28 protein-coding genes are annotated in these 26,900 nt (G+C 64.8%); 12 read left to right on the top strand and 16 right to left on the bottom strand.

Annotated features, from left to right (window positions below; all coding sequences use genetic code 11):
- Positions 1 to 2: 2 nt before the first annotated feature.
- On the bottom strand, positions 3 to 2,687 hold the full coding sequence (locus tag I6F12_RS16315) for an EAL domain-containing protein (protein WP_225156823.1): 2,685 nt from the start codon (positions 2,685 to 2,687) through the stop codon (positions 3 to 5).
- A 202-nt stretch (positions 2,688 to 2,889) separates the two neighbouring features.
- On the opposite strand from I6F12_RS16315, the gene I6F12_RS16310 reads away from it, so the two are divergent.
- The gene (locus I6F12_RS16310) at positions 2,890 to 4,014 is read left to right on the top strand and encodes an NAD(P)/FAD-dependent oxidoreductase (protein WP_035998729.1); all 1,125 of its coding nucleotides are present in this window, start codon (positions 2,890 to 2,892) and stop codon (positions 4,012 to 4,014) included.
- A 146-nt stretch (positions 4,015 to 4,160) separates the two neighbouring features.
- Here the strand turns inward: I6F12_RS16310 and I6F12_RS16305 are convergent, their stop codons facing one another.
- The gene (locus tag I6F12_RS16305) at positions 4,161 to 4,343 is read right to left on the bottom strand and encodes a DUF465 domain-containing protein (protein WP_008546178.1); all 183 of its coding nucleotides are present in this window, start codon (positions 4,341 to 4,343) and stop codon (positions 4,161 to 4,163) included.
- 330 nt (positions 4,344 to 4,673) lie between these two features.
- Here I6F12_RS16305 and I6F12_RS16300 point away from each other — a divergent pair, with 330 nt between their 5' ends.
- From I6F12_RS16300 to I6F12_RS16290, 3 genes are all read left to right on the top strand, one after another.
- Positions 4,674 to 4,880 (top strand): DUF465 domain-containing protein, encoded by a 207-nt coding sequence (locus I6F12_RS16300; protein WP_008546179.1) that lies wholly within the window; start codon positions 4,674 to 4,676, stop codon positions 4,878 to 4,880.
- A gap of 131 nt (positions 4,881 to 5,011) precedes the next feature.
- On the top strand, positions 5,012 to 5,230 hold the full coding sequence (locus tag I6F12_RS16295; protein WP_035998725.1) for a hypothetical protein: 219 nt from the start codon (positions 5,012 to 5,014) through the stop codon (positions 5,228 to 5,230).
- Between the two features lie 22 nt (positions 5,231 to 5,252).
- The gene (locus tag I6F12_RS16290) at positions 5,253 to 5,504 is read left to right on the top strand and encodes a hypothetical protein (RefSeq protein ID WP_036021965.1); all 252 of its coding nucleotides are present in this window, start codon (positions 5,253 to 5,255) and stop codon (positions 5,502 to 5,504) included.
- A gap of 1 nt (position 5,505) precedes the next feature.
- On the opposite strand, the gene I6F12_RS16285 is transcribed toward I6F12_RS16290, so the two are convergent.
- Positions 5,506 to 6,162, bottom strand: a complete 657-nt coding sequence (locus tag I6F12_RS16285; RefSeq protein WP_225156822.1) for a GGDEF domain-containing protein — start codon at positions 6,160 to 6,162, stop codon at positions 5,506 to 5,508.
- On the opposite strand from I6F12_RS16285, the gene I6F12_RS16280 reads away from it, so the two are divergent.
- From I6F12_RS16280 to I6F12_RS16270, 3 genes are all read left to right on the top strand, one after another.
- Positions 6,071 to 6,262 (top strand): hypothetical protein, encoded by a 192-nt coding sequence (locus I6F12_RS16280; RefSeq protein WP_225156850.1) that lies wholly within the window; start codon positions 6,071 to 6,073, stop codon positions 6,260 to 6,262. The genes I6F12_RS16285 and I6F12_RS16280 overlap by 92 nt on opposite strands.
- Positions 6,263 to 6,355: 93 nt before the next feature.
- Positions 6,356 to 6,844: a 5-(carboxyamino)imidazole ribonucleotide mutase gene (purE, locus tag I6F12_RS16275; protein WP_036021962.1), complete on the top strand. Its 489-nt coding sequence runs from the start codon at positions 6,356 to 6,358 to the stop codon at positions 6,842 to 6,844.
- Entirely contained in the window at positions 6,841 to 7,947 is a 1,107-nt protein-coding gene (locus tag I6F12_RS16270) for a 5-(carboxyamino)imidazole ribonucleotide synthase (RefSeq protein ID WP_225156821.1), read from the top strand. The genes purE and I6F12_RS16270 overlap by 4 nt, the downstream gene beginning before the upstream one ends.
- Before the next feature lie 42 nt (positions 7,948 to 7,989).
- Here I6F12_RS16270 and aqpZ read toward each other — a convergent pair whose 3' ends face one another.
- Positions 7,990 to 8,712, bottom strand: a complete 723-nt coding sequence (gene aqpZ / locus I6F12_RS16265) for an aquaporin Z (RefSeq protein WP_035998714.1) — start codon at positions 8,710 to 8,712, stop codon at positions 7,990 to 7,992.
- Between the two features lie 259 nt (positions 8,713 to 8,971).
- Here aqpZ and rpsU point away from each other — a divergent pair, with 259 nt between their 5' ends.
- Positions 8,972 to 9,268: a 30S ribosomal protein S21 gene (gene rpsU / locus I6F12_RS16260; protein ID WP_008546194.1), complete on the top strand. Its 297-nt coding sequence runs from the start codon at positions 8,972 to 8,974 to the stop codon at positions 9,266 to 9,268.
- A 101-nt stretch (positions 9,269 to 9,369) separates the two neighbouring features.
- Entirely contained in the window at positions 9,370 to 10,020 is a 651-nt protein-coding gene (locus tag I6F12_RS16255; protein WP_074447704.1) for a tetratricopeptide repeat protein, read from the top strand.
- Positions 10,021 to 10,046: 26 nt separating this feature from the next.
- On the opposite strand, the gene I6F12_RS16250 is transcribed toward I6F12_RS16255, so the two are convergent.
- From I6F12_RS16250 to I6F12_RS16195, 12 genes are all read right to left on the bottom strand, one after another.
- Positions 10,047 to 10,952 (bottom strand): hypothetical protein, encoded by a 906-nt coding sequence (locus tag I6F12_RS16250; protein WP_036021950.1) that lies wholly within the window; start codon positions 10,950 to 10,952, stop codon positions 10,047 to 10,049.
- Between the two features lie 93 nt (positions 10,953 to 11,045).
- A complete protein-coding gene (locus tag I6F12_RS16245; protein ID WP_035998690.1) occupies positions 11,046 to 11,330 on the bottom strand; it encodes a cupin domain-containing protein in 285 nt (94 codons plus the stop codon).
- Positions 11,331 to 11,342: 12 nt separating this feature from the next.
- The gene (locus tag I6F12_RS16240; protein ID WP_225156820.1) at positions 11,343 to 12,440 is read right to left on the bottom strand and encodes an ionic transporter y4hA; all 1,098 of its coding nucleotides are present in this window, start codon (positions 12,438 to 12,440) and stop codon (positions 11,343 to 11,345) included.
- Positions 12,441 to 12,488: 48 nt separating this feature from the next.
- Positions 12,489 to 13,916, bottom strand: coding sequence for a sodium:proton antiporter (locus I6F12_RS16235; RefSeq protein ID WP_225156819.1), 1,428 nt, complete (start codon positions 13,914 to 13,916; stop codon positions 12,489 to 12,491).
- Between the two features lie 4 nt (positions 13,917 to 13,920).
- A complete protein-coding gene (locus I6F12_RS16230; RefSeq protein WP_035998702.1) occupies positions 13,921 to 14,718 on the bottom strand; it encodes an alpha/beta hydrolase in 798 nt (265 codons plus the stop codon).
- Positions 14,719 to 14,927: 209 nt separating this feature from the next.
- Complete coding sequence (locus I6F12_RS16225) at positions 14,928 to 16,325, bottom strand: NAD(P)(+) transhydrogenase (Re/Si-specific) subunit beta (protein ID WP_035998685.1); 1,398 nt, start codon at positions 16,323 to 16,325, stop codon at positions 14,928 to 14,930.
- Between the two features lie 39 nt (positions 16,326 to 16,364).
- Positions 16,365 to 16,682, bottom strand: a complete 318-nt coding sequence (locus I6F12_RS16220) for a proton-translocating transhydrogenase family protein (RefSeq protein WP_035998681.1) — start codon at positions 16,680 to 16,682, stop codon at positions 16,365 to 16,367.
- Positions 16,683 to 16,694: 12 nt separating this feature from the next.
- A complete protein-coding gene (locus I6F12_RS16215; RefSeq protein WP_225156818.1) occupies positions 16,695 to 17,822 on the bottom strand; it encodes a Re/Si-specific NAD(P)(+) transhydrogenase subunit alpha in 1,128 nt (375 codons plus the stop codon).
- A 140-nt stretch (positions 17,823 to 17,962) separates the two neighbouring features.
- A complete protein-coding gene (locus tag I6F12_RS16210; protein WP_035998674.1) occupies positions 17,963 to 18,115 on the bottom strand; it encodes an aa3-type cytochrome c oxidase subunit IV in 153 nt (50 codons plus the stop codon).
- A 97-nt stretch (positions 18,116 to 18,212) separates the two neighbouring features.
- Entirely contained in the window at positions 18,213 to 18,608 is a 396-nt protein-coding gene (locus I6F12_RS16205) for a type II toxin-antitoxin system death-on-curing family toxin (protein ID WP_074447732.1), read from the bottom strand.
- Between the two features lie 12 nt (positions 18,609 to 18,620).
- Positions 18,621 to 18,845 (bottom strand): AbrB family transcriptional regulator, encoded by a 225-nt coding sequence (locus I6F12_RS16200; protein WP_035998672.1) that lies wholly within the window; start codon positions 18,843 to 18,845, stop codon positions 18,621 to 18,623.
- Between the two features lie 81 nt (positions 18,846 to 18,926).
- Positions 18,927 to 20,864: a M3 family oligoendopeptidase gene (locus I6F12_RS16195; RefSeq protein ID WP_225156817.1), complete on the bottom strand. Its 1,938-nt coding sequence runs from the start codon at positions 20,862 to 20,864 to the stop codon at positions 18,927 to 18,929.
- Between the two features lie 127 nt (positions 20,865 to 20,991).
- On the opposite strand from I6F12_RS16195, the gene I6F12_RS16185 reads away from it, so the two are divergent.
- The 3 genes from I6F12_RS16185 (at position 20,992) to I6F12_RS16175 (ending at position 26,896) form a co-directional block, all read left to right on the top strand.
- Positions 20,992 to 22,488, top strand: a complete 1,497-nt coding sequence (locus I6F12_RS16185) for a sigma-54 dependent transcriptional regulator (protein WP_225156816.1) — start codon at positions 20,992 to 20,994, stop codon at positions 22,486 to 22,488.
- Between the two features lie 347 nt (positions 22,489 to 22,835).
- Entirely contained in the window at positions 22,836 to 25,004 is a 2,169-nt protein-coding gene (locus I6F12_RS16180; protein ID WP_225156815.1) for a L,D-transpeptidase family protein, read from the top strand.
- 284 nt (positions 25,005 to 25,288) lie between these two features.
- Positions 25,289 to 26,896, top strand: a complete 1,608-nt coding sequence (locus tag I6F12_RS16175; RefSeq protein WP_225156814.1) for a DUF882 domain-containing protein — start codon at positions 25,289 to 25,291, stop codon at positions 26,894 to 26,896.
- Positions 26,897 to 26,900 lie beyond the last annotated feature (4 nt).

Raw genomic sequence — 26,900 nt, 5'->3', positions numbered from 1 at the left:
CTCTAACCGGTCTTCAGCGCAAGCTCCATGGCTTCGGCGCGGCCGACGAGCCCGGCATATTTGCCGATCGGCAACGGCTTGCCGAGCAGATAGCCCTGCACCCCGTCACAGCCTTCCTTGGCGAGGAAGGCGAGCTGGTCGAGCGTCTCGACGCCCTCGGCGATGATCGACATTTCGAGGCCGTGGCCGAGGTCGATGACGGCGCGCACGATCGCCGCCGATTGCGGGTTGCGGCCGAGATTGATGATGAAGGCGCGGTCGATCTTGATCTTGTCGAACGGGAACGCCTGGAGATAGCTCAGCGAAGAATAGCCGCTGCCGAAATCGTCCATGGAGATGCGCACGCCGAGCGCCTTCAGGCGGCGCAGCAGCGCAAGGCCGCGATCGAAATCCTCGATCAGAACACCTTCGGTGATCTCGAGCTCGAGCCGGCCGGGTGCGAGGCCCGTCTCGATCAGGATCGAATGGACGAGGCCGACCACGTCGCCGTGCATGAACTGCGCCGGCGACAGATTGACCGCGACCTGCAGCGGCTTCGGCCAGGACGCCGCCTCGCGGCAGGCCTCGCGCAGGATCCACTCGCCCATCTCGACGATGAGGCCGCTCTCCTCGGCGATGGGAATGAATTCGGCCGGCGAAACCTGGCCGCGCACCGGATGCTGCCAGCGCGCCAGCGCCTCGAAGCCGATGATCTCGCTCTCGGCGACGCTGTGGCCCGCGGCCCCCTGCGGCTGGAAGGCGAGCGAGAGCTCGCCGTTCTTGACCGCCATGGAGAGGTCCTGGTGCAGCACGCGGCGGTCGCGGATCTGCTGGTCCATCTCGGGCTGGTAGAGGCTGATCGTGCCGCGCGACTTCTGCTTGGCGCGGAACAGCGCCGCGCCGGCATTGGCGAGCAGCGAGGCGCCATCGGTGCCATTGTGGGGAAAGACCGACATGCCCGTGGTGATGCCGGCGCGGACCGGCCGGCCGTCGATCTGAAAATCCTTCGCGACGGCTTCGCCGATCTGCTGCGCCAGCGCGAGGCCGGCCTCGGGCTGCTTGCCGTCGATGATCAGGCCGAACTCGTCCCCGGACAGGCGCGCCACCACGCCGCCGCGTGCGGAATCCTGGAGCCGATGGGCGACCTCGATCAGGAGCTTGTCGCCGAGCGCATGGCCGAAGACGTCGTTGACCTCCTTGAGGCCGTCGAGGTCGACGCAGAGCACGGCGAACTCCTCGCCGGTGCCCTCGCAAGCCTCGATCATCTGGGTCAGAGCCTGCAGGAAGGCGGCGCGATTCGGCAGATCGGTGAGGCCGTCGTGATAGGCCATGTGCGCCATGCGCGACTCGGTCTGCCGGCGGTCGGTGACGTCCTCGTGGGTCTTGATCAGATATTGCGGCTCGCCGGCATCGTTGACCACAGTGGCGCGGCGGGTCAGGAACAGCCGCAGGCCGCCCTTGGTGGAGATCGGATGCTCCTCGGTGATCATCCCGCGCTTCTTGATCGCGGCCTCGTCGCGCGCGACGATCAGCTTGGCTTCCTTGGCGTTGAAGATGTCGGACGCGGTCAGTCCGGTGGCTTCCTCGCGCCTGCGGTTGAGGATCGTCTCCGCGCTGCGGTTGGCGAGCAGATAGCGGCCGTCCTTGACCTGCTCCACGATCAGCGCAACCGGGATGTTGTCGACCACGAGCTCGAGGAACTTCTTGGTGCTCTCCAGCTCCTGCGACAGCGAGCGGCGGTCGGTGATGTCCTCGAACAGGATGAGCAGAAATTCGGGCTTGTTGCTCTCGTTGCGGACCACGATCCGGATCGAGGCGACCATGCGCCGCGCGCCGGCACGATCCACCTCGAACTCATTGCGGTGCTGGCCATCCGGCGAATTGAGCGCGGCCTGGTCAGCGGCCTCGATGCTGGCCGCCGAGGCCGACGCAAACAGCTCCCGTGCATTCCTGCCGACGGCGAAGTCCCGCGACAATCCCCAGAACTTCTCATAGGCGCTGTTGGCGAAGATGTAGCAGCCGTCCTCGATGTTCTTGGCCGCCACGCAGGCCGGCACATGATCGAGCACCGATTCCAGGAACTGCTTGGTGGAGGCGAGCTGCCGCGACAGGTTGCGCTGCTCGGTGACGTCGAGATGGGTCGCCACCGAGCCGCCGTTCGGCAACACGAAATACTTCACCAGGATAGCCCGTCCGTCCGGCAGTTCCGTGGTCAGGCCATTGGCGCTCGATGCCTTTTGGTAAAATTCGTCATCGGTGACGCCGAGCACTCCGCGCTCGCGGCGCAGCCTCAGGATGTCGCAACCGGTCATGTTGGGCCGGAGGTCGGATCGCGTCAGGCCATAGATCTCGAGATAGCGGTCATTGCAGAAGATGACGCGGCGCTGCGCATCCGTCATCACCACGCCCTGGTTGAGGTTGTTCATGGCGGAGGAGATGAAGGCGTTGCGACGCAGCTGCAAACGGCTGGACCGGCGCAGCGAGGAATGGATCCACAGCCCGATCGCGGCGAGGAACGAGCAGACCACGATGCCCGCGATGAGGGCTTCCCAGATCACGCCGGGATCAAGCCTGGTGAGATCGCCCGGAACGGCAAGGCTGTCCGATGCCGCAAAGGCGCGCGCAGGCGCGCCCGTAACGGCCAGGCATAGGAGGGCGTGCACAGCAATCCAAAGCGTGCTGCCCACGTGCCAGTTCTTCTCAGCCATCAGCCACCCGCGATTTCAACGTCGGATTGTCTGGCTTCGCGGGTTTGGATCGGGTAAACGCCTGTGGGCACAACAGAATAATGTGACATAAAATGCGGCAATTGCCCTGACATGATAAACGACTTCTTAACGGAAGCCCCGCCTGCGCCGCCGCATCCGGACCGTGCGCCACCGGTGCTTCCAACTGGTATCCTGCACAACCATGGATAGGGTCGATTGCGTCGTCATCGGAGCCGGCGTGGTCGGGCTCGCGGTGGCCCGGAAGCTCGCCCAGGCCGGGCGCGAGGTGATCGTGCTGGAGGAAGCCGAGGCGATCGGCACCGTCACCTCCTCGCGCAACAGCGAGGTGATCCATGCCGGCATCTACTACCGGGCCGGGAGCTGGATGGCGCGCATGTGCGTGGCAGGCAAGCACGCGCTGTACCGCTACTGCGCCGAGCGCGGCATCCCGCACAAAAATTGCGGCAAGCTGATCGTCGCGACCAGCCCGAAGGAGACCGAGAAGCTGCAATCGATCAAGGCGCATGCCGAGGCCAACGGCGTGCTCGACATGCAGCTGCTCTCGGGCGAGGCCGCACGCGCGCTGGAGCCGGCGCTCGCCTGCGACGCCGCGCTGCTGTCACCGTCGACGGGCATCATCGACAGCCATTCCTACATGCTCTCGCTGCGCGGCGAAGCCGAGGACGCCGGCGCAGCTTTCGCGTTTCACACCCCGCTGATCCGTGCCAAGGCGGCGGCCGGCCTCATCGAGATCGATGCCGGCGGCGAGGCACCGATGACGCTGCAATGCAACCTCCTCGTCAACGCCGCGGGGCTGTCGGCAACGCATGTGGCGCGCAACATCGACGGCATGCCGCTGGACCGGATTCCGCCGGCCTATCTCGCCAAGGGAAACTACTTCAGCTGCAACGCCAAGGCGCCGTTCTCGCGTCTGATCTATCCGGTGCCCGAGCCCGGCGGCCTGGGCGTGCACCTGACGCTGGACATGGCAGGACAGGCGCGCTTCGGGCCTGACGTCGAATGGATCGAGACGATCGACTACGAGGTCGATCCGTCACGCGCCGAGCGCTTCTATCCCGCGATCCGCAAATACTGGCCGACGCTGCCTGACGGCGCGCTGATGCCGAGCTATTCGGGCATCCGCCCGAAGATCGTGCCGCCGGCCGTGGCCACGCAGGATTTCTTGATGCAGGGCCCGCGCGATCACGGCGTTGCAGGCCTGATCAATCTGTTCGGCATCGAATCGCCGGGACTGACGTCCTCGCTCGCGATCGCCGATCACGTCGCCGAGCTCGCAGATATCGACAGTGTTTCGAGAAGCGGATAGGTGTGCGCGTCGAGAGCCACGGGTCCAAGCAAGAGTGAGCGCCGCACAACCGTGTTGCACGGTACACACCTTGCAGCAGGGATGAGCACGGATGCTCTCATCCCTGCGTGAAGGACGTGATCAACTCTACACTGTCACGGGGGTTACTAGTGGAGCGTGTCGCCAGATTGCTTCAGACGCTCGATCTGGTCCTTGACCATCAACTTCCGGCGCTTCAACTCAACAATTTGCAGGTCGTCTGTTGAAAGGTGCACGAGAGCTTCGTGCAATTCGTTTTCGAGAAGTTTGTGCTTCCGTTCCAATTCAACGAGATGTGCCTGAATTGTCATTCGAAACCTCCTCGGTAGGGTTGAACCTTTAGGATTCGATCCGGACAACCAAGTCTACATCACCGATTCGTCCTGTCGATGGGTATCCGTCGTTGCAGCGTCATTTTTGAAAGTTCATATGTAACGAAGCGTGACTAAGGGAACCACGCCGGAAAAATCCATGATATCAATACGCCGACGCACCGCCGCAGCTCCCTGCAGAAATATGTTGCTGGAGATCGGGGACGAGGGATCGCAGATCGCTTGCGATCACGCGGCGCAAGGACGATAATTTCCACAGGGCATCCACAGCCCGGATCTCACGCCTATCGGTTTTCGGCCACCGCAGACATGACCAATGAAGATGAGCGTGAGCTCGAAGCCGAGCTCACCCGGTTGCAGCAGGAACACCGAGATCTCGATGCGGCGATCGATGCATTGCATCAATCGCCCGCCCCCGACCTGTTGCGGTTACAGCGCCTGAAGAAGCGCAAGCTGTTGTTGCGCGACCGCATCGCATTCATCGAAGACCAGATCACCCCCGACATCATCGCCTGACCGTGAGCCGGTCTTGCGCGGCGCCCCGCCGCTTCCGAATCCGCTTGACTCAATAAGAACAAAATAGGAACATTCGCGGGCGCCCCAACACCTCAGAGAACGCTCAAGGACAACACACGAGGACAACGCAGATGTCGGCAACCGCCCTTTTCGACAACAGCCATTACGAACAGGCCTGCGATCAGGCGATCGCGATGTGCGACGGCAATCTGCGCAGCACCATCAAGGCGCTGATCATGGCCAACGAATATCTGGAAGCCGAGCTGGAGGAATTGCAGGCGGCGATTTCAGCCGGCTGCATTCCGGAGATCTCGCGCAGCAAGATGCGGAGCAAGAGCAGCGCCGCATAATCTTCAACCTTGGAGCAACGCCATGTCGGATGTGACCTATTACGTTGCAATGCCCTTCTTGATCGATGACGACGGATCACCCGTCGCAGGCGCTGCAGAGGAGTGTCAGTCCTCGACGGCGGCGCTGCGACGCGCAGAGATGCTGGCGCGCGGCGCCGGCCATATCGGCGCGATCGCGTTCAGCCGCAGCGGCGATCCCATGACCGGCGAATTCGGCGACGCGACGCTGCTGCGCAAGTTCGGCAACGTGCCGGAAGATCTTGCCACCCTCTAGACTAGCGCTCGCCGCCGACCAGCCTGATCCGCGGCTCGTGCCGGCGGCTCGCCTTGCGCACATACATGGCGGCATCCGCCTCCTCCAGGGCGCGGCCTGCAGCGGATTGCGGACCGAGCAGCGCGACGCCGGCCGAGGCGCCCGCGGTCACGTGCTGGCCGCGAAAAACGAATGACAATTCGTCGATCGCCTGCTCCAAGGCCGCAGCCTTGACCTTCGCATCGGTCTCGCTGAGATTCCAGAGCAGCAGCGCGAACTCGTCGCCCCCGAGCCGGCCGACCACGTCGGAGGCGCGGACCTGTCGCGTCAGCGTGGCGACAATCGCCTTGAGCACCTCATCGCCGGCGGCATGACCGAAGGAATCGTTGATCGGCTTCAGCCGATCGACGTCGAGCACGATCAGCGCCCCGCTGGCGCGGTAGCGCTTCATATAGGCGATGGCGCGCGCGAGCTCGCGCTCGAAACCGCGCCGGTTGGGAATCCCGAGCAGGAAATCGGTATCGGCGGCCGCCTCGAGCTCCGAGATCCGCAACAGGGCCGCCTTGAGCTTGCTCCTGAGGCCGCGGATGATCGCCTTGCCGTCATCGGCAGCCGGCGCTCTGCGCAAGGCCGGTTTGGCCGCGCGGCTCGAAACGGCTTTGGATCGGGCGGCGCTCATGTTCCGGCCCTTTCTGGCCTTCGCAGGGCTCGCCCTTTTCGGTTTCTTCATGGGCATCGTGCTCAATGAAGGCTTGCGGGGATTCACCAAGACAGGATAGTGGATTCCCTTCTCCTTGCCACCGCCTTGCGAGCCGCCGGCCGGAATCATTAATCTGGCCTATCTCTCTGTTTTTCTGGGCACAATTGACGTCATGACCGCGCCGATCGCCATCATCATGGGAAGCCAGTCGGACTGGGACACGATGCGGCACGCCGCCGACACGCTTGACGCGCTCGGCATTGCTGCCGACAGCCGCATCGTCTCGGCCCACCGCACGCCCGACCGGCTGTTCGCATTCGCCAAGGGTGCCAAGGCCGCAGGCTACAAGATTATCATCGCCGGCGCCGGTGGCGCGGCCCATCTGCCCGGCATGGCGGCGGCGCTGACGGAACTCCCGGTGTTTGGTGTTCCCGTCGAATCCAAGACGCTCAGGGGCGTCGATTCGCTCTATTCGATCGTCCAGATGCCCGCGGGCATTCCGGTCGGCACCCTCGCCATCGGCAAGGCCGGCGCGATCAATGCCGCGCTGCTGGCAGCCGCCGTGCTGGCATTGTCCGACCCCGCCCTGTCGGATCGCCTCGCCGCCTGGCGCAAGGCCCAGACCGAGGCGGTCGCCGAGCGGCCGGAGGACAAGGCGTGACGGACACCAGGCACGTGAAGCTGAAGCCCGGTGACACCATCGGAATCCTCGGCGGCGGACAATTGGGCCGGATGCTGGCCATGGCCGCGGCGCGACTCGGCCTGCGCTGCCAGGTGTTCTCGCCCGATCCGGATTCACCGGCCTTCGACGTCGTGCTGAACGCGACCTGCGCCGAATATGCCGACGTCGAGGCGCTCGAATTGTTCGCGCATGATGTCGACGTCATCACCTACGAATTCGAGAACGTGCCGGCGGCAGCCGCGCTGGTATTGGACGCGCGCCGCCCGGTGCTGCCCAACCGCAAGATCCTCGAGACGACCCAGGACCGGCTCGCCGAGAAGGATTTCGTGACGAAGCTCGGGATCGGCACTGCCGCCTACGCCGACGTCACCTCCATCTCCTCGCTGCGCGAGGCGATCGCCAGGATCGGCCTTCCAGCGGTGCTGAAAACCCGCCGCTTCGGCTATGACGGCAAGGGCCAGGCCATCATCCGCGAGGGCGACGACATCGCGAAGGTGTGGACCAGCCTCGCCACCAAATTGGCGATCCTGGAGGCCTTCGTGCCCTACGAGCGCGAGATCTCCGTGATCGCCGCGCGCGCGGCCACGGGCGAGGTCGAGTGCTTCGACGTCACCGAGAACGAGCACCGCGACCACATCCTGAAGGTATCGCGTGCGCCCGCGCCGATTCCTGACGCGCTCGCCGAGGAGGCGCGCAGCATCGCGAGCAAAATCGCAAGCGCGCTCGACTATGTCGGCGTGCTCGCGGTCGAAATGTTCGTGCTGGCAGGCGGCACCGGACCGAAGGTGCTGGTCAACGAGATCGCGCCGCGCGTGCACAATTCCGGGCACTGGACGCTCGACGGCGCCTCCGTCTCGCAGTTCGAGCAGCACATCCGCGCCATCGCCGGCTGGCCGCTCGGCAAGCCGGTGCGCCACGGCGACGTCGTCACCATGACCAACCTGATCGGCGACGAGATCAACGATTACGAAAAGTGGATGAGCGTGCCGGGCGCGACCGTGCACATCTACGGCAAGGGTGCGCCGCGCCCCGGCCGCAAGATGGGCCACGTGACGGAAGTCAGGCCGCCCCGCGACACGTGACGGGATCGCAGCAAGAGCTGCAATCCCGCCGGGCGATTGTGACTACGCCGTCTTCACGCCCGCAACGACGCCGCTGGGCTCCTCGCTGAGCCAGCGATAGATCACCCCGCCGAGCGCGCCGCCGATCAGCGGCGCGACCCAGAACAGCCACAGCTGCGACAGCGCCCAGCCGCCGACGAACAACGCCGGGCCGGTGCTGCGCGCCGGGTTCACCGAGGTGTTGGTGACGGGAATGCTGACGAGGTGGATCATCACCAGCGCGAGCCCGATCGCCAGCGGAGCGAAACCCGCCGGCGCGCGCCCATGGGTCGCCCCCATGATGATGAACAGGAACATCATGGTCATCACCACCTCGGTGAGGAAGCCGGCCATCATGCTGTACTGACCGGGCGAATGCGCGCCATAGCCGTTGGAGGCGAAGCCCTTGCTGACGTCGAAGCCGGGCGCCCCACTCGCAATGACATAGAGCAGCGATGCGGCGACAATCGCGCCCGCCACCTGGGCGATCACATAAGGCAGGATCTGGCCGGCCGGAAAGCGGCCGCCGGCGGCGAGACCGACCGTGACGGCCGGATTCAGATGGCACCCGGAGATGTGGCCGATCGCGTAGGCCATGGTGACGACGCTCAATCCGAAAGCCAGGGACACGCCGACCAGCCCGATCCCGACCTGCGGGAAGCCGGCGGCGATCACCGCGCTTCCGCAGCCCGCGAATGTCAGCCAGAAGGTGCCGATGGCTTCGGCAGCATATTTTTTGATGTCCATTGTAGTCCCTCATTGCAAAGATTCCGGAACAAAGCTCCGGTGCGGCCCCGTCCTCGGCGCCAAATCGCCCAAATCGGGGCCGCATGGAGGTATTTTCGCCGCATTTAATGGCCGAACTTGGCCCGAAAATCCGCTTGGCCGGTGGACATCTGCGGTTTTGTCTGATACATCCGCGCGCTCAAGGTTAAGGGCTTGCGCGTTTCGCCATCCCCTTTGACTTACCAGAATTCAAATCCGATCCACCTGAAGAGGATGCCGCGTGCAGGTTCTCGTTCGCGATAACAATGTTGATCAAGCCCTCAAGGCGCTGAAGAAGAAGATGCAGCGCGAGGGAATTTTCCGCGAGATGAAGCTCCGCGGTCATTACGAGAAGCCCTCCGAGAAGAAGGCCCGCGAAAAGGCCGAGGCCGTGCGCCGCGCGCGCAAGCTGGCCCGCAAGAAGCTGCAGCGCGAAGGCCTGCTGCCGATGAAGCCGAAGCCGGTGTTCGGCGCCGGCCCGGGCGGTGATCGCGGCGGTCGTGGCGGCCCCGGCGCAGGTCCGCGCGGACCGCGCTGAGCCGATTCAGCAAGACTCTAGTTTTCGAAGACGCGGGCCCCAGGCCCGCGTTATTGTTTTGAGGACTTGTCGGATCAAGCTCTAGCGCGAGCCAACCGTAGATGGCCTCCCCTTTCTCCCAGCGCGGCCTTCCGCGACGGCGCCGGATCTGGCAGCCGCCGCTCGCGGCGGCCCTGACGGGGATCGTGCTGGGCGGCTGCTCGTTCGATCTGGGATCACTGATGCCGGAGAAGGACAAGCCGCAGGAGGCCCCCAAGGCCGCCGCGCCGGCCGAGAGCGCGGTGAGCGCCGGCAACGTCACCGAAGCCCAGGCCCATACCGCGAAGGCTCAGTCTCTGGCGAAGTCAGGCGAGGCCGCGGCAGCGCTCGACGAGTTCAATCGCGCGATCGGCCTCGATCCCTACAATGCGCAGGCGCTCTATGGCCGCGCCCTGATCTACCAGGGCAACAACCAGCACGACTTCGCGATCGCCGATTTCAGCGCCGCCAGCGGACTCAACCCGCAAAAGGCCGAGCCGCTGCTGGGCCGCGCCAACAGCTATCTCGCGCTCGGCAAGGTCAAGGAGGCCGCAGCCGATCTCGACGAAGCCTCCGAGGCCGATCCGAACAATGCCCAGGTCTGGACCGCGCGCGGTCAGGTCTATGAGCGCTTGGGCGACAAAGCCAAGGCGGCGGCGTCCTACACCAAGGCGGTTGCGCTTCGTCCACGCGACGAACCCGCTCGCAGCGGTCTCGCCCGCGTCGGCGGCTGACGGTTTGGCGGAGGCTGAGCGGAGTTCTAGTCGGGCGTGGCGCTCTTGGGCAGAACGGCGTTGAACATCGACTTCATGCCCGACAGCATCTCGTCGGCGACATTGGTCTTCTTCGGCCGCGGCAGGGCGGCGCCCGCATCGGCACGCAGGTCGAGCGGCGGTGCGATGACCGGCACGGGAATGTCGGCCGGCGGCGTCACCCGATTCGGATCATCGTTGCCGATCGAGGCCGTGTAGGGCGGATTGGAGCCCCCATTGCCATAGGCCTCGGGTGAGGGCGTCGAGACATTGATCGGCGGCGGCAGCGGACGGACTGGAGACGGCTCCACATTCACGACACGCGGAGCCTCCGGCGTGCGGGCGGCGTCCCGCACCGCAGGCTCAGCCGGCTTGGTCTCCGACGCGCGAGCCTCGGCAGGCTTGGTTTCCGACGACCTGGCCTCGGCAGCCTTGCCCTCGGGCGACTTGCGCAGGCGCTCGATCGCAGCACGCGCCAGATCGTTGGCGTCGGGAGCCGCGGAAGCCGCCGTCGGGGCCGAATTGGCCTCAACCACGGGAGCAGAAGCCGCCGGTGCGGATTTCGCCGCGGCCTTGTCGCGGGCAGAGGGACGTCCGCGCGGACCGGTGTCAGCGGGAGCCACGTCTGCGGCCTTGGTCTCGGCGGCCGGCGGATGATCGACCGGCTTCTCGACCGCCGCCTTGTCCGTCACGCTCTTCTCGGGGATGCCCTTGGCCTTGACGCCGGAGGCGGGAAGGTTGGCGGTATCGGTGGGTTTGCCGTCGCTGCCGGTCTGGGCAGGCGCGGTCACGGCGGCTGGGGTGTCGGCGGCCGGCTTGGCGTTGATGTAATGATTGACGATGTAGGCCCCGATGATCGTCGCGAGCACCGAGGGGAAAATATCCATCGAAATTTTTGCGAGGTATTTCAGCATTCCGACCACACTCCCCGCGCGACCTGATGCGGGAACTTTAGGGCATTGTGAGGGATCAACTGCGACGGATCGATGGCAAACGGTGGCGCGACCCTAGCGTTTCAGCTCAATTTCAAGGAACACGATCTCAGTTGAGGTTTCGTTAAGTACGTCATGCTGGACGCCGGCCTTGCGGAAATAGGATTTCCCGGCGGCAAGCTGCGCCTTGGACCTTTCGCCATTGGGCGCGACGATGGTCATCTCGCCGGCGGCGAGCGGAACGATCACATAGTCCATGCCATGGGTGTGATGGCCGGTGGCGCTGCCGGGGGCAAGCCGCCATTCCGTCACCCGGACCTCTTCGTTGTCGACCTGAACCTCGGACTGGGCGGCAAGCACCGGGAGCTCCTTCTAGGGTACGAAAACCATGAACACGTAGACGGCAAATACCACCATATGCACCAGGCCGAACAGGACATTGGTCCTGCCCGTGCCGAAGGTCAGCATGCTCAGGAAGAAGGTCAGCAGCAGGAGCACGCTGCCCTGGGCGCCGAGGCCGAGCTCGAGCTCCTTGTCGAGCGCGTAAGTGGCGATGCCGACGGCAGGAATGGTCAGGCCGATGGTCGCCAGCGACGATCCCAGAGCGAGGTTGATGCTCTTCTGGAGGTCGTTCTGGCGGGCCGCCGAGACGGCCGCGACGCCTTCCGGCATCAGGATCAGAAGCGCGACCAGAAGCCCGGCAAAGGCCGGCGGCGCGCCAATCTTGGCCGCGACGGCGTCGACCACCAGCGAGAATTTCTTGGAGAGCAGCACGACCGCCAGCAGCGCGATCAGCAGCAGCACGACGCTGAGCACCAGCATCCTGCCCGACAGATGCACCTCGCCGCTGCCGGCGTACGCCCGCTCGTGGACGAAGTAATCCTTGTGCAGGACCGTCTGGGTGTAGAGAAACACCGCATAGAGCGCCAGCGTGACCACGTCGACGAAGCCGAGCTGGACCGCCGAATAGACAGGCCCCGGCGTGGTGGTGGTGTAGTTCGGCAGGATCAGCGTGATGGTCGCGAGCGCGAACAGGACGCTGAGATAGACGTTGGCGCCGGAGAGCTGAAAACCCTGCTCGCGATAGCGCAGGCCGCCGATGAAGATGCAGAGCCCGACGAGGCCGTTGCAGACGATCATGACCACGGCGAACACGGTGTCGCGCGCCAGTGCCGGGGCAGGCTTGTCGCCCAGCATGATCGTGGTGATCAGCGCGACCTCGATGATGGTCACCGAGAGCGTCAGCACCAGCGTGCCGTAGGGTTCGCCGACCCGCTCCGCGATCACCTCGGCATGATGAACCGCCGCGAACACCGTGCCGAACAGGATGACCAGAAGGACGACGGTGAAGAGAAGACCGCCAAACGACAGCGTGAAGACGTAATCCGTGGCGCTGACGGCTGCGAACAACAGCAGGGCCAGCGCCGGAAAGACCCAGGCCGACCGGGGCATCGGATCATGCGCGCTCATCCATCGGCTCCAACTACAAAGCGAGCAATAGCAAATCGGCCGGCGGATTCAATGCCAGTGCAGGATCGGTGCGACCGGCAGGAACGTCAGCAACAGGAACAGCGGGATCAGCACGGCGCCGGCGCGCAGGAGATAACCGAAGAAGCTCGGCATCGCGACGCCGTTCTCGCGGGCGATGCTGCTCACCATGAAGTTCGGCGCGTTGCCGATATAGGTGAGTGCTCCCATGTAGACCGCTCCCATGGAGATCGAGGCGAGCGTGCCCGAGAGCTGATGCATCAGCACCTGCGGATTGCCGCCGGCGAGCTCGAAGAACAGCAGATAGGTCGGCGCATTGTCGAGGAACGCGGACATCAGGCCGGTGAACCAGAAATAAACGACCTCGCGCGGCGCGCCATCCGGCGCCGTCACCGCCGACAGCAGCCAGGCGAACGCGCCGTGATGGCCGGCATTGAGCATGGCAATGACCGGGATGATGGCGACGAAGATGCCCGCGAACAGTTTTGCGACCTCGCGGATCGGCTCCCAGGTGAAGCCGTTGGCCTGCCTGTGCTCGTCGGGCGTCAGCCACACCGACAGCGCCGCGATGGCTAGCAGCGCCAGGTTGCGCGCGACGTCCTCCAGCTCCAGCTTGGTACCGAAAATGTCGAAGGCAATGTCGGGCCTCCACATCGCCGAAGCGAGAAGGCTGGCGACGATGGCTGCGATCAGCACCAGATTGACGAGGCCGCGGATGCGCAACGGCTCTCCCCGGCCTGTGTCGGCGGGCGGCGGCTCACTGCGAAAGCGCCAGACGTCGACGACGGCGAAGATCGCGAGCAGCAGGACGGCGACGAGTGCGGTCTGCAACCAGATGGTCCGCGTGGTCCAGAAGAAGTCAACGCCATGCAGGAAGCCGACGAACAGCGGGGGATCGCCGAGCGGGCTCAGCGCGCCGCCGACGTTGGCCACCAGGATGATGAAGAAGATGACGACATGGGTGTTGTGGCGCCGCTGCCGGTTGGCGCGGATCAAGGGGCGGATCAGGATCATCGCGGCACCCGTGGTGCCGACGATGCTCGCCCCCAGCGTGCCGAGCGCGAGGATGCCGACATTCGCCGCCGGCGTGCCCTTGATGTCGCCGGTGATGAGGATGCCGCCGGCCACGACATAGAGAGCGAACAGCAGCACGATGAAGCCGAGATATTCGGCGAGCATGGCATGGACCAGCGCCGCCAAGGTCGCCGCGCCGCCGGCAAAGACGACGAGCGCGGCGAGCGCCATCAGCGACCAGGCGGCGGTGATCTTGCCGTAGTGGTGATGCCAGATCTTCGGCAACAGCAGCGGCCCCATTGCAATCGACAGCAACAAGCCGGCAAAGGGCAGCGCATAGGGCCAGCGCATCGCCGCACCATCGAGGCCGGTCGCGGCAAGCGCATTCTGCGGCAGAAGCGTCAAGCAGGAGGCAGCGAGCGCGGGGATGTAACGTTGAGCCAAGCCGTCAGCCGCCAATGAAGCCTCTCGCCGTTTCGATCGCGCCATATTGATCGAGATCGTCGTGCCCGCCGCCCTCGATGCGAACGAACCGCTTGGGCTCGCGGGCGAGCGCGAACAGACGCTCTCCGAAGACGATCGAAATGACAAGGTCATTGGTGCCATGCATGACGAGCAGCGGCACCGTGACGCGCGACATGCGCTGGTCCGAATGGAACGGGTCGCGCATCAGAAGGCGGACCGGAACGAACCAGAACGATGACCCCGCAATGTCGGCCGTCGACGTATAGGGCGCCTCCAGGATGAGTTTTCCAACGCGATGCTCCGAGGCGAGCGCGACCGCGACGCCCGTCCCGAGCGAAAAGCCCCAGGCGACGATTCGTTCCGCCGCATAGCGCGCGGTGGTGAACGCGTAGGCGGCTGCAGCGTCGCGCAGCAGGCCCTGCTCGCTCGGCATCCCGCTCGAGCCGCCATAGCCGCGATAGGACAGCGCAACGAGGCCGGTGCCGTCGGCGGTCATCGCCTTGAAACGGCCGACGCGGCCGGCGAGAAAATCGCCATTGCCGTGGAAGTAGAGGATCACGGAACGACCGGGCTTGGCCGGCACGTGCCAGACGATGACCTGCTCGCCATCAGACGTGGTCAAGACATGCTCTTGCGCCTCAGGAAGGCCCGCAGCATCGGGTGCGGTGCGACCGGCGGGCGGGATCGGAAACAGCATCTCGCGCTGGCGGACGTACAGCACGAGGAGACCGGCGCAATAGACGGTCAGGAGCACGATGGCGATCCACTTGACAATGCTCATCATTGCGCGGCCGCTCCCTCGCTTGAGACTAGGGCTTGCGACGGCTCCGCAGCAATTTCATGACGTCGGTCGCAGGCTCGCCGGAACGTCGCGGCAGCTGCACGCCGCCTTGTGGGCAGCGTGCCAGGCGACGCGCTGCTCGCGCACGCCTTGCGGCATGCGATCGGACTGGTGCCATTCCTAATTGATGGCCACGGTCCCTCCCCCCGTCACATCGCCTTGACGATGTTCTCGGTGACCTTCTTGGCGTCGCCGAGCAGCATCATGGTGTTGTCGCGGTAGAACAGCGGATTGTCGATACCGGCATAGCCCGACGCCAGCGAGCGCTTGATGAACATCACCGTGCCGGCCTTCCAGACCTGGAGCACCGGCATGCCGTAGATCGGCGAAGTCTTGTCCTCTTCGGCCGCCGGGTTGGTGACGTCGTTGGCGCCGATCACGAAGGCGATGTCGGCCTGCGCGAATTCGGAGTTGATGTCCTCGAGCTCGAACACCTCGTCATAGGGCACGTTGGCTTCGGCCAGCAGCACGTTCATGTGGCCGGGCATGCGGCCGGCGACCGGGTGAATGGCGTATTTCACCTCGACGCCTTCCTTCTTGAGCATGTCCGCCATCTCGCGCAGCGCGTGCTGGGCCTGCGCCACCGCCATGCCGTAGCCGGGCACGATGATGACCTTGGAGGCGTTCTTCATGATGAAGGCCGCATCGTCCGCCGAGCCGAGCTTGGCGGGCTTCTGCTCGCCCGTGGCGCCGCCGGCCGCCGCGGTCTCACCGCCGAAGCCGCCGAGGATGACCGAGATGAAGGACCGGTTCATCGCGTGGCACATGATGTAGGACAGGATCGCGCCCGAGGAACCGACCAGCGCGCCGGTGATGATCAGCGCGGAATTGCCGAGCGTGAAGCCGATGCCGGCGGCCGCCCAACCCGAATAGGAGTTCAGCATCGAGATCACGACCGGCATGTCGGCGCCGCCGATCGGGATGATCATGAGCACGCCGAGCGCCAGCGCGATGATGGTGATCATCCAGAAGTCGAACGCGCCGCCGGTGAGGACGAGACGGACGATGAAGAACACCAGCGCGACGGCCAGCGCGATGTTGATGATGTGGCGGAACGGCAGGATGATCGGCGCGCCGCTCATGCGCGCGGACAGCTTCAGGAAGGCGATCACCGAGCCGGTGAAGGTCAGCGCGCCGATGGCGACACCGAGCGACATTTCGACCAGACTTGATGCATGAATGGCGCCAGGCTTGCCGATGTCGAAGGCCTCAGGCGCGTAGAACGCGCCGGCGGCGACCAGCACCGCGGCCATGCCGACCAGCGAGTGGAAGGCGGCGACCAGTTCGGGCATCGAGGTCATCGGCACGCGGCGGGCGATCACCGCGCCGATGCCGCCGCCGATCGCGACCGCGAGGATCACGAGGACCCAGGCCACGCCATCCGCCGGCGGATGGCTCGCCAGCGTGGTGGCGACCGCGATCGCCATGCCGATCATGCCGAACAGATTGCCCTGGCGCGAGGTTGCCGGGCTCGACAGCCCGCGCAGCGACAGGATGAACAGCACCCCCGCCACGAGATACAAGAATGCAGAGAGATTGGCGCTCATCTCAGGTCCCCATTGATCCCTTCAGCCCGAGGTGGCCGCTTACTTCGACTTCTTCTTGTACATCGCCAGCATGCGCTGGGTGACAAGGAAGCCGCCGAAAATGTTCACGCAGGCGAAGACGAGCGCGACGAAGCCGAAGCCGCGCGCCCAGCCCGAGCCGCTCGAAACCATGCCGACGCCGACCGCGAGCAGCGCGCCGACCACGATCACCGAGGAGATCGCGTTGGTCACGCTCATCAGCGGCGTGTGCAGCGCCGGCGTCACCGACCACACCACGAAATAGCCGACGAAGACGGCGAGGACGAAGATCGACAGCCGGAAGATGAAGGGGTCGACGACCTGTGCAGCGTGCTCCATGGCAATCTCTCCTTAAGCTTTCGGCTGGAAGTTCGGGTGGATCACGGCGCCGTCCTTCGTCAGCGCGGTAGCCTTGACGAGTTCGTCGTCCCAGTTGACGGCGAGCTTCTTCTCTTTCTTGTCGACCATGGTCTCGATGAAGGAGAACAGGTTGCGCGCGTAGAGGCTGGAGGCCGAGGCCGCAACGCGACCCGCAACGTTGGTGTAGCCGACGATCTTGATGCCATCGAGGTCGACGACTTCGCCGGCCTTGGCGCCCTCGACATTGCCGCCGCGTTCGACGGCGAGATCGACCAGCACCGAGCCGGGCTTCATCGACTTGACCATGTCGGCACTGACGAGCTTCGGCGCCGGGCGGCCCGGAATCAGCGCGGTGGTGATGACGATGTCCTGCTTCTTGATGTGCTCGGCGGTGAGCGCGGCCTGCTTGGCCTGGTATTCTTTCGACATTTCCTTGGCGTAGCCGCCGGCGGTCTGCGCGTTCTTGAACTCCTCGTCCTCGACGGCGAGGAATTTCGCGCCGAGGGATTCCACCTGCTCCTTGGTGGCGGGCCGCACGTCGGTCGCGGTCACGACGGCGCCGAGACGGCGCGCGGTCGCGATCGCCTGGAGGCCGGCGACGCCGACGCCCATCACGAACACCTTTGCGGCAGGCACGGTGCCGGCTGCGGTCATCATCATCGGAAAGGCGCGGCCGAAGGCTTCGGCGCCCTCGATCACGGCGCGGTAGCCGGCGAGGTTGGCCTGCGAGGACAGCACGTCCATCACCTGCGCTCGGGTGATGCGCGGCATCAATTCCATCGCGAAGGCGGCGATGCCGGCATCGGCCATCGTCTTCAGCGCGGCATCGTTGCCGTAGGGGTCCATGATGGCGATGACGAGGGCGCCGCGCTTGTACTGCGCCAGCTCGGATGCCTCAGGGCGCTTCACCTTGATGATGATGTCGGCGTCCTTGAGCGCGTCAGCGCTGACGGTGGCGCCGACCGCGGTGAATTCGGAATCCGGCAGGCCCGATTTGATGCCGGCACCCGGCTCGACGGCGATCTCGGCGCCCAACGCCTTGAACTTCTTCACCGTATCAGGCGAAGCGGCGACCCGCGGCTCCGACGGATCTGTTTCTTTGGCAACGGCGATCTTCATAGGCCCTCCAGCGACGCGGACAAAAACGCGCACGCGAACTTAGCGTTACTCCCGCAACGTTTGGATACCGGTTTTGAAACCGGCTTGTATGCAAATTTAATGAGCAGCCGCCGGCGTTGGCGGATGCAGCCGACGATGGATCAGGTCAGAAAGACCGCCATCAGGATCACGATGAGCGCGACCGAGACCGTGCCGTACTTCACCAGCTTGATGAAGCCCTCATAGGTCTGCTCGTGGGCAACGTAGTCGTTGCCGTCGGCGGTGGTGTACGCCACTTCGCTATGGTCAGCCATGGAATGTCCCCAGTCGAACGTCGAATTCTCGGGCTGGGATACCTGAAAGATTTAGACAGGGCAACGGCACCGAGGCGGGGTTTTCCCGCAAATCGGGTCATTTGGAATTCCAATTGTCCCGGATCCATCGCGTCAGACTCTCCTCACTGACTTCGCCGGCGGCGAGGGAGAGGATGATCGTTGTCGCTTCCGCGGGATCGGGGCTGAAAGCTACGCCGTTCTTGCGAAGAAAAGCCATCATGGCCATGAAGGCGATGCGCTTGTTTCCATCGACGAATGCATGATTTTTCGCGAGGCCGAATGCATAGGCTGCAGCGAGTTCGTCCAACGGCGCCTGTTCCGAGCGCCATTTGTTGATCGGGCGCTCCAGCGCCGAGCGCAGCATGCCTTCGTCGCGCAATCCCGGCGCACCGCCGAAGCGCCGGAGCTGTCGACCATGAATTGCGACAGCCTGCTCGTAAGTGACCCAGAGCGGCTCCTGAGGATCGCTCATGCGCATCGCCAGCTATTTTGCGAGCGCGGCGAGCGTGTCGCGATACTTATCCATGATCTCGTCGGCGATCTCCATCGTCCGCTCGAAATCGGGGTCGTAGGGCAGCAGCTGAAAACCACCACCAGGCAATTCCACCACATGCAATTGCTGGCCGCGCTTGAGATCGAGGCGCTGCATCAGCTCGCGTGGCAACAGCAAACCATCCGAATTGCCGATCTTCTTGATCTCAATTTTCATGGCTGACCTCCGGCGCGTTATACACTTGTATAACACAACCAACGAGTCGGTTCAACGGATGTTTTACGGATGGCGAATGCGTCAGCCCATCGCCTCCAGCTCGTCGATCATTCCGGCGATGACGCTGAGCCCGCCGTCCCAGAACTTTGGGTCCTTCGCATCTAACCCGAATGGCCGCAGCAGCTCGGAATAGTGCTTGGTGCCGCCGGCGGCGAGCATGTCGAGATAGCGCTCGGCGAAACCCTCGGCCGCGTTTTCGTAGACGGCGTAGAGCGAGTTCACGAGACAGTCGCCGAACGCGTAGGCGTAGACGTAAAACGGCGAGTGGATGAAGTGCGGGATGTACATCCAGTAGTTCTCGTAGCCCGCCTTGATCTCGATCGCCGGCCCCAGGCTCTCGCCCTGCACCGACAGCCAGATCTCGCCGAGCCGCGTCGCGGTGAGCTCGCCGTTCTTGCGCTCGGTGTGGACCGCGCGCTCGAAGGAGTAGAACGCGATCTGCCGCACCACGGTGTTGATCATGTCCTCGACCTTGCCGGCGAGCAGCGCCTGGCGCTGCTTCGCGCTCTTGGTCTGGGCCAGCAGCCGCTTGAAGGTGAGCATTTCGCCGAACACGCTCGCGGTCTCCGCCAGCGTCAACGGCGTCGGCGCCATCAGCGCGCCGTTCTTTGCCGCGAGCACTTGATGGACGCCATGGCCGAGCTCATGCGCGAGCGTCATCACGTCGCGCGGCTTGCCCTGGTAGTTCATGAGAACGTAAGGGTGCGCTGACGGCGTGGTCGGATGCGAGAACGCCCCGGGCACCTTGCCCGGCCGGACCGGCGCGTCGATCCAGCGGTCGGTGAAGAAGCGCTCGGCGATATCGGCCATTTTGGGCGAGAAGCCACGATAGGCCGTCAGCACCATGCTGCGCGCGTCCGGCCAGGCGATGACATCGGTCGCCGCGAAAGGCAGCGGCGCGTTGCGGTCCCAATAGGCCAGCCGCTTCTTGCCGAACCATTTCGCTTTCAGCGCATAATAGCGATGCGACAGTTTCGGATAGGCTGCGCGCACCGAGGCGACCAGCGCATCGACGACCTCGCGCTCGACACGATTGTTCAGATGGCGGGAATCGGCCACGTCCTTGAAGCCGCGCCAGCGGTCGGAGATGTCCTTGTCCTTGGCCAACGTGTTGGTGATCAGCGCAAAGGTGCGCTCATTGGCCTTGAAGGTCTTCGCCAGTGCCTGCGCCGCGCTCTTGCGCTTGGCGCCGTCGCGATCCTGCAGCAGATTCAGCGTCGGCTCGATCGCGAGCTCCTTGGCGCCGACCTTGAAGCGGAGGCTGGAGATGGTCTGATCGAACAGCCGGTTGAAGGCTGAATAGCCGGTCTGCGCCTTCTCCAGGAAAAGCTGCTCGAGCTTGTCGTCGAGCTGGTACGGCTTCTCCTTGCGCAGATCCTCGATCCAGGGACGGTAGTGCGCGAGCTCGGCGGCCTGCATCGCGCGATTCAAAATATCGTCATCGATCCGATTGAGCTCGAGCGCGAAGAACAACAGATGCGTGGACGCCGCCGTCAGCCGCTCGGACACGTCGCCGTAAAACTTTGAAATCGCAGGGTCCACACTGTCGCCGGCATGGACGAGCCCGGCATAGGAGCCGAGACGGCCGGCGAGATCGTCGATCGCCTCATAGCGTCGCACCGCCTCGGCGAGCCACTTTCCGCCATCTTCGTTTGCTGTCCCTGTCGCCAGCTTGCCCCTGTAGTCCGTCTCGAAGGCGACGCAGTCGGCATCCATTCTCTCGAGGTCGCGCGCCACCTCCGGCGCCTCGATCCCGGAATAGAGGTCGGCCAGGTTCCACTCCGGAAGCTTGCCGGTCTTGCTCGCAGCTTTGGAGGGTGCAGCTTTGGAGGGCCTTGCCTTGGGGGCGGATTTTTTGGTGCTTGGCTTGCGGAGAGCGGGCTTGCCGGGAGCGGACTTCTTGAGAGCGGACTTGTTCAAGGCAGATTTGTTCAAGGCGGACTTGGAGCGCGAATTCATTGTGTGGGAAACCTGTGTTCAACAATCGCGGCGGCAGGCGGGGGCATCAAGGTTTAAGCGTGCGTTAATCGGCTTCGGCCAGAGTGCCCCGATTCGAGACAGATAGTAGTAGCGTGCGGGGAACACCATGGCTGCCAGTATTTTGATCGCCGACGACGACGCTGTAGCCCGCCGGCTGGTCGAGAACATGGTGCAGAAATGCGGCTATGAGACGGTCGTCGTGGACTCCGGTGACGCCGCAATTGCCGCCCTCACTGCCCCCGACGGACCGGCCATCGACGCCGTCATCCTCGACCTCGTCATGCCCGGCCTCGACGGCATGGGCGTATTGGCGAAGATCCGCGAAGCCGGCCTGAGCGTCCCCGTCATCGTGCAGACCGCTCATGGCGGTATCGACAACGTGATCTCCGCGATGCGCGCGGGCGCGGCCGATTTCGTCGTCAAGCCGGTCGGCGTCGAGCGGCTCCAGGTCTCGCTTCGCAACGCGCTCAACACGTCCGCGCTCAAGGGGGAATTGCAGCGCATCCGTCACAGCCGCGAAGGACGGCTCACCTTCTCCGACATCATCACCCGCTCCGAAGCGATGACGGGCGTGATGCGCGCCGCCCAGAAGGCGGCAAACTCCGCGATCCCCGTGCTGATCGAGGGCGAGTCCGGCGTCGGCAAGGAGATGTTCGCGCGCGCCATCCATGGCAGCGGCGAGCGCAAGGCCAAGCCGTTCGTTGCGGTCAATTGCGGCGCAATTCCCGACAACCTCGTCGAGTCCATCCTGTTCGGCCATGAGAAGGGCGCCTTCACCGGGGCCACCGAGCGGCACACGGGCAAGTTCGTCGAGGCTCATGGCGGCACGCTGTTTCTGGACGAGGTCAGCGAGCTGCCGCTGACGGCGCAGGTAAAGCTGCTGCGTGCGCTCCAGGAAGGCGCCGTGGAATCGGTCGGCGGCCGCAAGCCGCTCAAGGTCGACGTCCGCATCATCTCGGCCACCAATCGCAAGCTGCTGGAGCGGGTGAAGCAGGGACAATTCCGGGAAGACCTGTTCTACCGGCTGCACGTGCTGCCGCTGACGATCCCCTCGCTGCGCGCGCGGCGTGAGGATATCCCGCACCTGCTCAGGCATTTCATCGCGCGCTTTGCCGCCGAGGAGAGCCGCCCGATCACCGGGATCAGCGGCGAGGCGGTGGCCCATCTTGCCCAGCTCGACTGGCCCGGCAACATCCGCCAGCTCGAGAACGCGGTCTATCGCGCCGTGGTGATGAGCGACGGGGACCAGCTTGGTCTCGGCGACTTCCCTCTGCTCGCCTCGCAGGCGCATCCCGTCACGGATATTCCGACCGCTCCGTTGCTGCTCGAGCCGGCGGCGACGCCCTCCGTAGTGTCGGGTAATGAAATACCAATCGCCCCGCTCACCGCGGTGGGAACGCTGTCTATGCTCACTGCGACCGGGGATGTCCGCCCGCTGGAGGACATGGAGAACGAGATCATCCGTTTCGCGATCTCGCATTATCGCGGCCAGATGTCCGAAGTGGCTCGCCGACTCAAAATCGGCCGCTCGACGCTCTACCGCAAACTCGACGAGGCCGGGGTTCCCGGGCATGGCGGCAAAAGCGGCGAGGAGACGCATTGAGCCCAGTGCGAACGAAGCTTCGCGCGGCGGTGCGAGATCGCTCTAAGCCGTTCGCGTGACGACGGAATTCGTCTGCGATTTGAACCGTGACTTGGAAGTGACAGACAGAGGGAAAAGCGCGTGGCAGAACCGTACAATCCGTTGCCAAGAGGCTCCCTTGAAGTCAGTTTGTCGTGAGTTGCCCCGGGCAGCGCTGGCCGCAAAATCGGGGCCTGTATATCGTCTGCGTCAGAATCGTTGCGTGCAGGCGTGCAACTTTCGAGAGGCCGGCGCGGTTTAGCCGAAACACCAATAAGCGATAACGAGCTGTTCCATGAAGGAACAGTTCACCCGAGGGGTGCGACACAATGCGTGACTGTTTGAACCACCGTGTGGGCTTTGACCGTGTCTTGATGACGGTCGCGGCGACCTTCCTCACGGTGTCGGCCAGCTCGGCCCTGGCGCAGGATCTGCCGCGCAGCAGCGCCGCGGAACTCGCGATCGAAGCCGCGATCCCGCGCCCCGAACCGGCAAACGTCCCGCCCCCGACTGCAGCCGACATCAAGCTCGACACCACCGCCACGGTGCAGGATTCCACGAAGGACGTCGCAAGGGATTCCGCCAAGGTGAACGTCGCGCCCACGGCGGACAAGGTGGAGACCAAGCCCTCCGACGTTGCCACCACACCCGCGCCGGAAGCGCCGAAGAGCGAGACTGCGAAAACCGAGCCGGCCAAGGCCGACACCGCAACGGCCACGCCGGCGGCTCCCGCAGCACCGGCCGCCGAACCGGTGAAGGCCGCAAGCAACGTGCCCACCGCCGACCAACCGGTCGCGGACAAGCTCAAGGACATCATCGGCGCTAAGACCTCGCGCCATTTCGACCGCAAGAACGAGCGTGCAGCGATTGAGAAGTTCTATGGCGCGCGCGACTTCGCGCCGGTCTGGACGCAAGGCGGCAACCTGACTGCTGCGGCCAAGGGCGTGATCGCACGGCTCAAGGACGCGGCGTCCGACGGTCTCAATCCCGCCGACTATCCGGTGCCGGATTTCGCCGCCACGACCCCCGATGCGCTGGCTGATGCCGAGCTCAAGCTCACCGCCAGCATGTTCGACTATGCGCGCCACGCCCAGAGCGGCCGCATGCATTGGTCGCAGGCGAGCGGCGACATTCTCTATCCCGAGCATCCGGTCGATCCCGGCGAAGTGCTCGCCAAGGTCACGACGGCGGCGGACGCCTCCGCGGCGCTCGAGAGTTACAACCCGCCGCACAAGCTCTACAAGGAGCTGAAGGCCAAGCTCGCCGAGCTGCGCGGCCAGGGCAGCGGTCCGGTGATCGAGATCGCCGACGGCCCTGCGCTGAAATACACCCCTGCCGGCAAGAAGCAGGCTGAGATCGTCGTGGAAGATCCGCGCGTGCCGCAACTGCGCGCCAAGCTCGGCCTCGCCGAGAACGCGAGCGACACCCGCTATGACGCGGCGGTCGCCGAAGCCGTGCGCAAATTCCAGAGCGGCGCCGAGTTGAAGGCGACCGGCATCCTCGACGACAAGACGGTCAAGGCGCTCAACACCCCCAAGCGCGACAAGCAGATCGACGTGGTGCTGGTGAACATGGAACGCTGGCGCTGGCTGCCGCGCGAGCTCGGCGCGCCGGCGCTGGGTGATGCCTATGTCATCCTCAACATTCCCGATTTCACTTTGAAAGTGATGCAACGCGGCCAGCAGGTCTGGACCACACGCGTCGTCACCGGCAAGCCGGGCAAGCAAGCCACCCCGCTCCTCACCGAGACGATGAAGTACATCACGGTGAACCCGACCTGGAATGTGCCGCCATCCATCGTTTACAACGAGTACCTGCCGGCATTGCAGCAGGACCCGACCGTGCTTCAACGCATGGGCCTGAGGCTTGAGCAAAACCGCGACGGCTCGGTGCACATTTCGCAGCCGCCGGGCGAAGCCAACGCGCTCGGCCGCATCCGCTTCAACTTCCCGAACAAGTTCCTCGTCTATCAACACGACACGCCGGACAAGCATTTGTTCGCCAAGGAAGAGCGCGCCTTCAGCCATGGCTGCATGCGCGTGCAGAATCCGGATCAGTACGCCTCCGTTCTGCTCAACATCGTCATGCCGAACGAGAAGTACACGCCGGAGCGCATCCGCAGCATGTACGGCAAAAGCGAGATCGACCTGAAATTCCCGACCCCAATCCCGGTCAACATCACCTATCAGACCGCGTTCGTGGATGAGGCCGGCAAGCTGCAGTTCCGCAAGGACGTCTATGGCCGCGACGCGGCCATGATCAACGTCCTGAAGAACAACCGCGGCAAGGACCTCGAGGCCGTCGTGGCGCATTCCCAGCCGAGCTATTCGCGTCCGGCAACGACGCTGCCCTCCGGAGTGGCCGTGGCCAACAACGGCAACGGCTTCGGCTCGTCCGGGCCGAACTTCTTCGAGCGGCTGTTCGGGGCGCCCACCCAGGCCGTGCCGCCGGCACCGGTCGGCCGCCGTCCGCAACAGCAGCGGGTGTTTACCCGCTGACGCCCGTCCCGCACTCGTTTTCCTGAAATTCTGCAAGGAAATCAGCGACCCCGTCCCCAGGATGGGGTCGTTGACGTTAACCATGCTGCGACCTGCGATGGGGCGGCGGGCGTTTTTTTGCCACAGTCAACCGCTTAGGATCGTAATCTGACTTGGTTTGGGGGCGAGAAGGTCAACCTCAAATTAACCTTCTCGCTTTAAGAAAGCGTTCATCCTCTTTCGCGCTGCTAACGGGGTTGGCGGGAGAGTCCATTTGAACGCTCGTCGACTGGGTGGGCTCATACGTGCTGACTGGTCTCGCACGCCAACTTGCTGTGCTGTCGTTGTCCCATGCGGGCGTGAAGGCCGGGTCCCGGATCGGCCTTGCGGCTGCATTGCTGCTTGCGGCCGCCGGTTCGGTTCATGACGCCGCCGCTCTGAACGAGACCAAGACGCTCTCGTTCCACCACACCCATTCCGGCGAAGACCTCACCGTCACCTTCAAGCGCGACGGGCGCTACGACGAGGGGGCACTGAAGCAGCTCAACCACTTCCTGCGCGACTGGCGTACCCAGGAACAGACGGTCATGGACCGTCGCCTGTTCGACATCCTCTGGGAAGTCTATCGGGACGTCGACGGCAAGCAGCCGATTCAGATCATCTCCTCCTATCGCTCCCCCGCCACCAACGCCATGCTCCGCCGCCGCTCCTCCGGCGTGGCGCGCGCCAGCCAGCACATGCTGGGCCATGCGATAGACTTCTTCATCCCCGGCGTACCGCTGGAGCAGATCCGCTTCGCCGGCCTGCGCCTGCAGCGCGGCGGGGTCGGCTTCTATCCGACATCCGGCTCGCCTTTCGTGCACCTCGACACCGGCAGCGTCCGGCACTGGCCGCGGATGACGCATGACCAGCTCGCCCGCGTCTTCCCGGACGGCAAGACGGTGCATCTGCCGACCGATGGCGTGCCGCTGAAGAACTATGAGCTCGCCAAGGCCGAGATCGAGCGGCGCGGCAACGGCGATGATGCCGGCAGCAAGCCGAATTTCTTCGCAGCCTTGTTCAGGAGCAAGCCGGCAGCTCCGGCCGCCAGCGACGAGGATGACGAGGGCGCGCCCGCCCCGGCCGCGAAGTCGGCGGCACCGACCGTCGTCGCAGCCGCCGCCAAGCCCGCCGAGCCGGTGCCGACGCCGCGCGCCAAGCCGCAGATCGCCGCCGCGATCCAGCTCGCGTCGGCCGATGCGCAGATCGTCGCGCCGCCCAAGCCGAAGCCCGCGCCCGTGGCTGACAAGCCCGGTTCCGGCAAGCCTGTTGACGGAAAGCCGGAGACCCCGGCCGACATCATCAATGCGCGCGGCTTCTGGGATGACGTTCCGGCCACGCCGCAGCAGGCGACGCCGGCGCAGGTCGCCGCGCTGAAGGCGCGCCAGGCGCTGGCCGCGGCCACCGATCCGCAACCGACCGCGAGCGTGTCCAACGCGGCCCTGCAAGCCCTGGCTTACGCGCCGGCGGCGTCCCCGGTCGACCGCGGCAATGTCGTCGCCGCCTCGGCGCCGATCCCGCGCACCACCCGCCCCCGTAGCGTGGCTCAGGCGCCGGAGATCAACAGCGTGGTCGGCAAGAGCGTCGACGGCAGGGTCGCAACCGCGACCCGCCTGTCTGCGGCCAAGGGCGAGAGCATCTGGCTCAAGATCGTGATGCTGTCGCCGAGCGCCAGCCACGCGATGTCGGTGACGCTGATGGGCGAGCTCGATACCGCGGCGCTGCGCGGCTATTTCGTCAAGCCGCGCTCCGTGATCGCGATGGGCTTCTCCGACGACCCGATGCAGGGCCTGTCCTGCGACAATTTCTCGGGCAGCGCGACCGCAAAGCTCGAGACGACGTCGTTCGTCGTGCGCACCGCCGCGCTGCGCTGAGTCC

Origin of the sequence: Bradyrhizobium sp. IC4059 (genome assembly GCF_020193615.1) — a bacterium.
GTDB classification, from domain to species: Bacteria; Pseudomonadota; Alphaproteobacteria; order Rhizobiales; family Xanthobacteraceae; genus Bradyrhizobium; species Bradyrhizobium yuanmingense.
The sequence above is the reverse complement of the archived record's forward strand: the minus strand, read 5'-3'. Positions and strand labels throughout refer to the sequence as shown.